Source organism: Actinomycetota bacterium (genome assembly GCA_036280995.1).
Taxonomy (GTDB): Bacteria; Actinomycetota; CALGFH01; order CALGFH01; family CALGFH01; genus CALGFH01.
On record DASUPQ010000007.1, the window covers coordinates 1 to 8843 of the forward strand.

At 72.0% G+C, this 8843-nt stretch carries 11 protein-coding genes; 5 read left to right on the forward strand and 6 right to left on the reverse strand.

From position 1 onward, the window contains the following. From VF468_00190 to VF468_00200, 3 genes are all read right to left on the reverse strand, one after another. A partial coding sequence (locus VF468_00190) for an SRPBCC domain-containing protein (GenBank protein ID HEX5876745.1) occupies nucleotides 1-438 on the reverse strand: 438 nt, incomplete at its 3' end. Beyond that, nucleotides 435-743, reverse strand: a complete 309-nt coding sequence (locus tag VF468_00195; GenBank protein HEX5876746.1) for a metalloregulator ArsR/SmtB family transcription factor — start codon at nucleotides 741-743, stop codon at nucleotides 435-437. The genes VF468_00190 and VF468_00195, both read right to left, overlap by 4 nt. Nucleotides 744-808: 65 nt before the next feature. Next, a complete protein-coding gene (locus VF468_00200; protein HEX5876747.1) occupies nucleotides 809-1573 on the reverse strand; it encodes a GntR family transcriptional regulator in 765 nt (254 codons plus the stop codon). 126 nt (nucleotides 1574-1699) lie between these two features. Here VF468_00200 and nagA point away from each other — a divergent pair, with 126 nt between their 5' ends. From nagA to VF468_00225, 5 genes are read left to right on the forward strand one after another with little or no spacing between them, the layout of a single operon-like run. Continuing rightward, nucleotides 1700-2917, forward strand: coding sequence for an N-acetylglucosamine-6-phosphate deacetylase (gene nagA / locus VF468_00205; protein ID HEX5876748.1), 1218 nt, complete (start codon nucleotides 1700-1702; stop codon nucleotides 2915-2917). 4 nt (nucleotides 2918-2921) lie between these two features. Further along, the gene (locus tag VF468_00210) at nucleotides 2922-4235 is read left to right on the forward strand and encodes a sugar ABC transporter substrate-binding protein (protein HEX5876749.1); all 1314 of its coding nucleotides are present in this window, start codon (nucleotides 2922-2924) and stop codon (nucleotides 4233-4235) included. Continuing rightward, complete coding sequence (locus VF468_00215; protein HEX5876750.1) at nucleotides 4213-5181, forward strand: sugar ABC transporter permease; 969 nt, start codon at nucleotides 4213-4215, stop codon at nucleotides 5179-5181. Before VF468_00210 ends, VF468_00215 begins: the two co-directional genes overlap by 23 nt. Then, entirely contained in the window at nucleotides 5178-6008 is an 831-nt protein-coding gene (locus tag VF468_00220) for a carbohydrate ABC transporter permease (GenBank protein ID HEX5876751.1), read from the forward strand. Before VF468_00215 ends, VF468_00220 begins: the two co-directional genes overlap by 4 nt. A 53-nt stretch (nucleotides 6009-6061) precedes the next feature. Next, a complete protein-coding gene (locus VF468_00225; GenBank protein HEX5876752.1) occupies nucleotides 6062-7003 on the forward strand; it encodes a hypothetical protein in 942 nt (313 codons plus the stop codon). 49 nt (nucleotides 7004-7052) lie between these two features. Here the strand turns inward: VF468_00225 and VF468_00230 are convergent, their stop codons facing one another. From VF468_00230 to VF468_00240, 3 genes are all read right to left on the reverse strand, one after another. Beyond that, complete coding sequence (locus VF468_00230) at nucleotides 7053-8036, reverse strand: N-acetylmuramoyl-L-alanine amidase (protein HEX5876753.1); 984 nt, start codon at nucleotides 8034-8036, stop codon at nucleotides 7053-7055. A gap of 46 nt (nucleotides 8037-8082) precedes the next feature. Continuing rightward, the gene (locus VF468_00235; GenBank protein ID HEX5876754.1) at nucleotides 8083-8592 is read right to left on the reverse strand and encodes a transposase; all 510 of its coding nucleotides are present in this window, start codon (nucleotides 8590-8592) and stop codon (nucleotides 8083-8085) included. An 8-nt stretch (nucleotides 8593-8600) separates the two neighbouring features. Beyond that, on the reverse strand, nucleotides 8601-8843 hold a 243-nt coding region (locus tag VF468_00240; GenBank protein ID HEX5876755.1), incomplete at its 5' end, for a winged helix-turn-helix domain-containing protein.

The window sequence follows — 8843 nt, forward strand, 5'->3', positions numbered from 1 at the left end:
CGGCTCGGTGGGGTAGGGGAGCGGCTCCTGGCCGGCGACGACCGCGGCCAGGCGGGGCAGGAACCGGGACCAGCCGTCGTCGTGCAGGGGGCGGACCTCGGGGGCGAGGTCGCGGTGGACGAGGCGGACCAGGGTGCCGCCGGCGTGCGGCTCCAGGTCGACCTCGACGGTGGAGGAGCCGGGCGGCACCGGGATGGCGCCGCTCTCCCAGCCCCAGGTGAACACCACCCGCCGGCCGGGCACGACCTCCAGGTAGCGGCCCGAGCACCACTCGCCGTCGGTGATCTCGAACCGGAAAACGCCCCCGGGCCGCGGCTCCAGGGTCGCCCGGACGCCGATCCAGCGGGCCAGCAGGGCCGGGTCGACGAACCAGCGGAACACCTCTCCGGGCGGGGCGGGCACGACCTGCTCGCGGGTCACGGCCTCCGGGTCGGTCACCGCTCCTCCTCGCCCTCGAGCCCGGCGGCCAGCCGGCCCAGCCGGTCGCCCCAGAACCCCTCGAGCTGGCGGCGCACCTCCTCCAGCCGGGTCGGGTCGACCCGGTACAGCCGCTGGTTGCCGTCCACCCGCACGTGGACCAGCCCGGCGTCGCGCAGCACCTTGAGGTGCTGGGAGGCGGCGGGTCGGGTCAGCGCCACCGCCTCGGCCAGCTCCGACGACGACCGCTCGGCGTCCCAGGCCAGCGCCAGCATGGCCCGCCGCGCGGGATGGGCGAGCGCCCGCAGGGTGTCGTCGACCGGCATTGATTAAGCATAAGCGCAATTAAGTAACCATGCAATCAGTGGAAGGCGGGGCGGAGCCGGCCGGATCAGCCGCCCAGGCGCTCCAGGTGGGTGTGGACCTCGTAGCGGTCGCCGCGGTAGAGGGAGCGGACGTACTCGATCGGGGCGCCGCTGGGGTCGCGGGTGAGGCGCTGGAACAGCAGGGCCGGCTGGTCGGGGGCGACCTGGAGGAGGGCCGCCTCGTCCTCGGTGAGGCGGACCACGCTGGCCCACTGGTCGGCGTCGGCCACCCGCACCCCCCAGCGGCGCTCCAGCAGCTCGTACAGGGAGGCGTCGGCCAGGTTGGCCGCCTCCAGCCCGGGCAGCCGCTGGGCCGGGAGGTGGGTGCGCTCCAGGGCCATCGGCTCGCCGTCGGCGGTCCGGACCCGCTCCAGGTGGACCACCGGGCTGCCCGGGACCATGGCCAGGTGGCGGGCCACGACCTCGCTGGCCGGCACCACCGCCTGGCTGCGCACGATCGAGCCCGGGGTCATGCCCCGGGCCCGCATGTCCTCGGTGAAGGAGGTCAGGGTGAGCGGCTGGCGGAACTTGGGCTCGGCCACGAAGGTGCCGCTGCCGTGGACCCGGTAGACCAGCCCGCGGGAGGCCAGCCCCTCGACCGCCTGGGTGACGGTCGCCCTGGCCACTCCGTAGCGCTCGGCCAGCAGCCGCTCGGAGGGGAGCAGGGCTCCCGGCTGGAGCTCGTCGATCACCCCCTCCAGGATCTCCTGGAGCTGCTCGCCCTTGGGCCGGGCGTAGGAGAGCGCCCGGGGGAGCGCCTCGACCTGGCCTCCGCGTCGCCGTGCCGTCATGCCGACAAGTCTACCGCCCTCTTGACAACTGGACTAGGCCACTTTACCGTCCACCGCAAGGCAAGGGAACGCCATGGAAGGGACGGGGATGCTCGACCGCTACCTCGAGCGGGCCGGGAGGCGGCCGTGACGGCCCGGCTGCTGGTCACCGGGGCCCGGGTGCTGACCCCGGGCGGAGAGTGGCCGCGGGGCTGGATCGCCGTGGAGGGCCGCCGGATCACGGCCATGGGCCAGGGCGACCCCCCGCCGGGAACGGGCGCCGGCGCCGACCTGCTGGCCGCCGACGGCCTGGTGGCCATGCCCGGCTTCATCGACCTGCACGTCCACGGCGCCGTGGGGGTCGAGGTGATGGACGCCGACCCCGACGGGCTGCGGCGCATGGCCCGCTTCTTCGCCACCCACGGCGTCACCGCCTGGCTGCCCTCCACCATGACGGCCAGCGGCCCCGACACCGAGCGCGCCGTGGCGGCGGTGGGCGCGGCCGCCGGGCCGGTCGACGGCGGGGCCACCATCCTCGGCGCCTACCTGGAGGGGCCGTACCTGAACCCGGCCCGGGCCGGGGCCCAGGACCCGGACCACATCCGGCCGGCCGACCGGGCCGAGGCGGCCCGGCTGCTCGACCCGGGGGTGGCCAGGGTCCTGGTCCTCGCCCCCGAGCTCGAGGAGAACCGCTGGCTGATCGCCGAGGCGGCCTCGCGGGGCGTGACCGTGTCCGCCGGGCACAGCGACGCCACCTACGACCAGGCCCTCCAGGCCGTGCGGGACGGCGTCCGCCACGTCACCCACGCCTTCAACGCCATGCGCCCGCTCGGCCACCGCGAGCCCGGGCTGCTCGGCGCGGCCCTGGTCCTCCCCGAGCTCCGCTGCGAGCTGATCGCCGACAACGTCCATGTCCACCCGGCCGCCATGCGGCTCCTGGCCCAGGCCAAGGGACCCGACGGCGTGGTCCTGGTCAGCGACGCCCTGCGGGCCACCGGGCTCCCCGAGGGCGCCTACACGGTGGGGGACCGGCCGGTCTTCTCCGTGGACGGGGCCATCCGCCTGGCCGACGGGACCCTGGCCGGCAGCGTCCTCACCCTCGACCGGGCGCTCCACAACCTCCAGGCCGCCACCGGCCGCCCGCTGGCCGAGCTGTGGCCGGCGGCCAGCCGCAACGCCGCCCAGGCCATCGGCATCGACGACGTCAAGGGCAGCCTGGAGCCGGGCAAGGACGCCGACCTGGTCCTGCTCGACCCGGCCCTGCGGGTGGTGGTCACCGTGGCCGAGGGCGCCGTCGTCCACGGCGACGACCACCTGGTCCGTCCCTCCCAACCAGCCATCGGCCGTTCCAGCCCAAGGAGGTAGGCCCATGCCCAGCGGTCGACGACACCGCCTCACCGCCGTCCTCGCTCTCGCGTTCGCCCTGGTTCTCGGGGTGGCCGCCTGCGGGGAGTCGGGCGGGGAGAGCGACCAGGCCAGCACCGACACCGGCCCGCGCACCCTCACGATCTGGCTGATGACCGGCAGCGCCCCGCCCGCCGTGGTCGACGCCGTCAACGCCGAGTGGAAGAGGGCCCACCCCAACGACACCGTCAAGGTCGAGCTCCAGCAGTGGAACAACATCACCACCAAGCTCGACGCCGCCTTCGCCGGCTCCAGCCCGCCGGACGTGGTCGAGCTGGGCAACACCCTGGTCTCCAAGTACGCCGCCGCCGGCGCCCTCCAGGACCTCAGCGGCAGCCGCGACCAGTTCGAGAACAACCAGGCCTGGCTCCAGTCGCTCACCGAGTCCTGCACCATGGACGGCAAGCTCGTCTGCGCGCCGTACCTGGCCGGCAGCCGGGCGGTCATCTACCGCAAGTCCATGTTCGCCAAGGCCGGCATCACCGAGCCCCCGACCAGCCTGGCCGAGCTCCAGGCGGACGCCCAGAAGCTGATGTCGACCTTCGGCGACGACAAGCGCTTCTCGGCCTTCTACTTCCCCGGCAAGTACTGGTACGCGGCGCTCCCGTTCGTCTGGGACCACGGCGGCGACATCGCCGTCCAGGACGGCGGCCAGTGGCGCGGCGCCCTGGACAGCGCCGAGTCCCAGGCCGGCCTGGCCGAGCTCAAGAAGCTGGTCGACTGCTGCTCCCGGGCCGACAAGCAGGGTGACGAGCTCAAGCAGGACCAGGCCTTCGCCCAGGGCCACATCGCCATGATCGTGGCCAACGGCTGGGAGAAGGGGGTCATCCTCGACAAGAAGGAGGGCAACCCCAAGCTGGAGAGCGACCTGGCCGCCTTCCCGCTGCCCAGCCGCACCAGCGGCCAGACCGCGCCGGTCTTCCTCGGCGGCTCCGACCTGGGCATCGCCGCCAAGTCCAAGAGCCAGGACCTGGCCCTTGACTGGGTGAAGCTGCTGGCCGGGACCAAGTTCCAGACCCAGATGGCCACCGTGGGCGGGGTCATCCCCAACTCCACCACCCTGCTCGACCTGCACGCCGACGACCCCTACCTGTCGGTGTTCGACGCCACCGCCAAGAACAGCCGCTTCACCCCGACCTCGCCCAACTGGGCCAACGTCGAGGCGGCCAACGTCCTGCCCGACATGCTGGTCTCGATCTTCACCGAGCGGGCGTCGATCGCCGACGCCACCAAGAAGGCGAGCAGCCAGATCGCCGATGTCCTCAATTCAGGATCGTAGGACCCTCACGGAGGCGCGCCCGGCGACCGACCTCGCCGGGCGCGCCGCCCAACGGCGGCGCCGGCTGGCCCCGCTGGTGCCCTACGCCCTGCTCGCCCCGGCCCTGCTGGTGCTGGCGGCGATCCTCGGGTTCCCGATGTACCGGCTGGTCTCGCTCTCGTTCCAGCGCTACGGGCTCCGGGAGCTGTTCGCCGGCCAGGGCACCTGGATCGGCCTGGAGAACTACCGCGACATCGTCACCGACTCGTTCTTCTGGACGGTGGTGGCCAGGACGATGCTGTTCGCGGCCGTCGCCGTCGGCCTGACCATGGTCCTCGGCACCCTGGTGGCCCTGCTCCTGCGCAACCTGGGCCGGCGGATGCGGGTGGCGGTCACGGCCGGGCTGGTGGCCGCCTGGGCGATGCCGACCCTCACCGCCATCTCCATCTGGCAGTGGCTGTTCGACTTCGAGTTCGGGATCGTCAACTGGCTGCTCACCTGGCTCGGGGTCGACGGGTTCGAGCAGCACAACTGGTTCGACCAGCCCCTCCAGGGGTTCACGGTGATCATGATCGTGGTCGTCTGGGGGGCGCTGCCGTTCGTGGCCATCACCCTGCACGCCGGCCTGACCCAGGTCCCGCGCGAGCTCGAGGAGGCGGCCCGGGTCGACGGCGCCGGCGCCTTCCAGGTGTTCCGGCACGTCACCCTCCCGGTGATGAAGCCGATCTTCCTGATCCTGGCCACCCTCTCCACCATCTGGGACTTCAAGGTCTTCACCCAGATCTGGGTGCTGCTCAACCAGCGCCCCAGCCGCGAGTACTTCCTGCTCGGCATCTGGTCCTACAGCGAGTCGTTCGGGGTGACCCGCTACGGCAAGGGGGCGGCCATCGCCGTCGTCATGGTCCTGCTGCTGCTGGTCGTGACCTCGTTCTACGTCCGGCAGATGGTGCGGGCGGTGGGCCCGTGACCCGCCGCCGCCTGACCAGGGCCGGCTACAACGCCGCCGCCGTGCTGGTGCTGGCCGTCACCGTGTTCCCGATCTACTGGATGGTGGCGACCGGCTTCAAGCGGGGTCCCGACATCCTGTCGTTCGAGCCCAGGTGGCTGCCGATCCCGGGGACGCTGGAGAACTACCGCTCGGCCGTCGCCAAGCCCCACTTCCTCCAGGACGTCCGCAACTCGATGCTGGTGGTCGTGGCCACGGTGCTGATCTCGCTCGTCCTGGCCTTCCTGGCCGCGCTGGCCGCCGGCCGGTTCAACTTCCGCGGCCGGGCGGCCATGATCGTCATGCTGATCGTGGTCCAGATGGTGCCGCTGGAGGCCCTCATCATCCCCATCTACCTGATGCTGGACGGGGCCGGCCAGACCGACCGGCTGGCCGGGATCGTCGTCACCTACCTGACCTTCGTGCTGCCGTTCAGCATCTGGACGCTGCGCGGCTTCATCGTCAACATCCCCACCGAGCTCGAGGAGGCGGCGATGGTCGACGGCTGCACCCGCGCCGGGGCGTTCCGGCGCATCCTGTTCCCGCTGGTCGCCCCCGGGCTGGTCGCCACCGCGGTGTTCTCCTTCATCCTGGTCTGGAACGACTACCTGATCGCCTACGTGCTGCTGCGCAGCCCCGAGAAGCAGACCCTCGGGATCTGGCTGGCCTCCTTCACCACCAACCACGGCACCGAGTGGGGCGGGGTGATGGCCGGGTCGACGCTGTTCGCCATCCCGGCGGTGGTGTTCTTCCTGCTCGTCCAGCGCCGGGTGGTCAGCGGCCTCACCGCGGGAGCGGTGAAGGGTTGACAAACGCCCAGCGGGCAGGTGTGTCCTACTTCGGCAACCGGATCCTCCGCCATGTGGCGGAGGATATGGAGGGGCTGGCCGCCGACGGGTTCACCGGGGTGCTGCACACCTACACCGAGAACGACCTGGCCTGGTACCGCGAGGCCATGGGCCGGATCGTGGCCGCCTCCCACGCCGCCGGCCTCCAGGTGCAGGTCGCGCCCTGGGGGGTGGCCCAGATGTTCGGCGGCGAGGCCGAGAGCCGCTTCACCGCCTTCAACCCCGACGCCGGCCAGGTGCTGGACGACGGCCGGGCGACCCCGGCCGGCTGCCCCAACAACCCGGCCGTGCGGGCGTTCGTCCGCTCCTGGGCCGACGCGGCCATCGACACCGGCGCCGACCGCGTCTTCTGGGACGAGCCCCACTGGGTCCACCCCGAGCACTTCGGCCTCGACCCGGCTCGCTGGGGCTGCCGCTGCCGCCACTGCCAGGCCCGCTGGGCCGAGCGGCACGGCGGCCCCCTGCCGGCCGAGCTCACCCCGGAGATGCTCGCCTTCCGCCAGGACTGCCTGGTCGAGTTCGTCGCCGACCTGGTCGCCCACTGCCACGCCCAGGGGGCCGCCACCACCGTCTGCCTGCTGCCCCTGGTCGGGGGCGTCCACGGCCTGCCCGACTGGTCGGCCGTGGCCGCCCTGCCCGGGCTGGGCACGCTGGCCACCGACCCCTACTGGAAGGCCTTCGGCGAGCCGGCGGGGCCGTTCGTGACCCGCTTCTCGGAGCTGGTGGCCCGGCTGGCCGCCGACCACGGGGTGGGCGCCCAGATCTGGATCCAGGGGTTCCGGATGGAGCCGTCCGACGCCACCGACATCCGCACGGCCGTGGCCGCCGCCCGCGCCGCCGGGGTCGAGGACCTCTGGACCTGGGGCTACGAGGCCTGCGGCCACATGAGCGCCCTGGCCGGCAGCGACCCGGCGGCCGTCTGGGAGGTCCTCCGCGACGCCCTGACCGGCCGCTGACCCGCCGCCACTCGGCGAGCCGCTCGGCCACCTTGTCGGCCAGCCGCTCCTAGTCGGCCCCTGTCTCGCCCGACCCCTCCGTCGCCGCCGCCGTCGACTCCGCCAGCTGCTCGACCAGGTTCTCGATCCGCCGCACCCTGGCGAACAGGATGTTGAACGCCTCCTCGGCGGTGGTCGTCCCCGGCACGGTCATCGCCTCCTCGATCGCCCGCACCCGGTCGAACAGGATGTTCACCGTCTGCTCGGGCGAGATCGTCCCGGGCACGATCAGGGCCTCGTACACCGCCCTGAGCTGCCTGGCCTGCTCTGGGGTCATGTCGTCCTCCTCGATGTCACCCGTCAGGTATCGGGGCAGCACGTTGTTCGCCCACTGCCGCTTGCGGATCGCTCCTGGACAGGTTTTCCCGGGAACGTTGGTCCACTGGCCGGGGAACAGGGTGTGGTAGCCGAGGCCGGCGTCGGTCCAGGTGCGGCACTTGCGGCGGGCGATCTGGGGGCGCAGGCGGCGCATCTCCAGGGACAGCCAGACCAGGGTGTCGAGCTGGGCGGGGGTCCAGGGGTCGGTGTCGGGGCTGCCGTTGTCCTCGGTCTCGATGCTGCCGGCGAAGGCGTTGGCCCGGAAGTTGGCGTCGGCCTGCTCGCCGAGGGACATGATCTGCCAGAAGTAGCCGTTCTTCTTGACGATGAAGGTGCTCTCGATCGCGGTGGAGCCGCGGAAGTACTGGTAGGCGCCCTCGGCGCTGCCGACGATCGAGTGGTGGATGACCGTGCGCATGCTGATCGCCGGCTCGTTGCCGGACTCGGGCAGGGGGCGCCAGTGGCCGCCGTGGGGCGACGACTCGAAGTCGACCAGGATCCGGGGCGCGGCCGCGGCTGCGGCCGAGGCCGTGGCGGACACGCCCCGCTCGCCCCGAGGCCGGTCCGGCTCGAAATGGCCCTCGGCCAGCTCCTCCTTGATCTCGAAGGGCACGTCGGCGACGCATTCCGGCTGCTGCTCCAGATCAAAGGCCATGGCCCGCCCCCTCGCATCCATCCGAGCACTATATAGATCCGAGTGCGATGTTATTGATTCTTTCATTTTAGGGTGACGATTCGTCGTCGAGCGACAGCCCGGTGTGGGCGAGGAACCCGACCACCAGCGAGTCGCTGTCGCAGACCCCCTGGATGCCGTGGTGGGCCTGGTCGGCGACCTCAGCGACGGTGTCGCCGGCGAAGTTGGCCAGCTCGGCGCCCTTCAGGTTGGCCCACAGGTATTCAACGGGGTTCAGCTTCGGCGCGTAGGCCGGGAGCCGCTCCACAGTCAGCCAGTCGCGTTGGCTGTCCAGGTGGGCGCGCATCTTGTAGCTCCAATGCGAGCTCAGCCCATCCCACAGCAGCACCACCCGCTGCCCTCGGTAGAAGCCGGCCAGCTGCTCCAACACCATGATCAGGCTGTCGGTGTCGTAGGCGTCTTGCTGCAGGTGAAAGCACAACCGCGCTCTGGAGCCGTCTGGGTGGTAGCCGAGCGCGGCGGCCATCGAGGCCTTCTTCCACGCCATCCGGTGGCCCAGGACCGGCGTGCGCCCACGCACCGACCAGGTGCGGCGCACCGGGGGGATCAGCGAGATGCCCGACTCGTCGAAGAAGACGACCCAGGCCGAGTTCGCGCGCGCCCCTTTTTGATCCGCGGCCACTCATGGGCCACCCAGTGCTGGACAGCCTGCTCGTCGCGTTCCTTGGCCTGCCGCTCGGGGCGTTGCACCGTCCAGCCCAGCCGCCCCCGCAGCAGCCGCCACACCGAGCGATTCGATAGCTGCACCCCGGTCAGCCCCTGGATGACCACCGCGATCCGCTCCAGGGT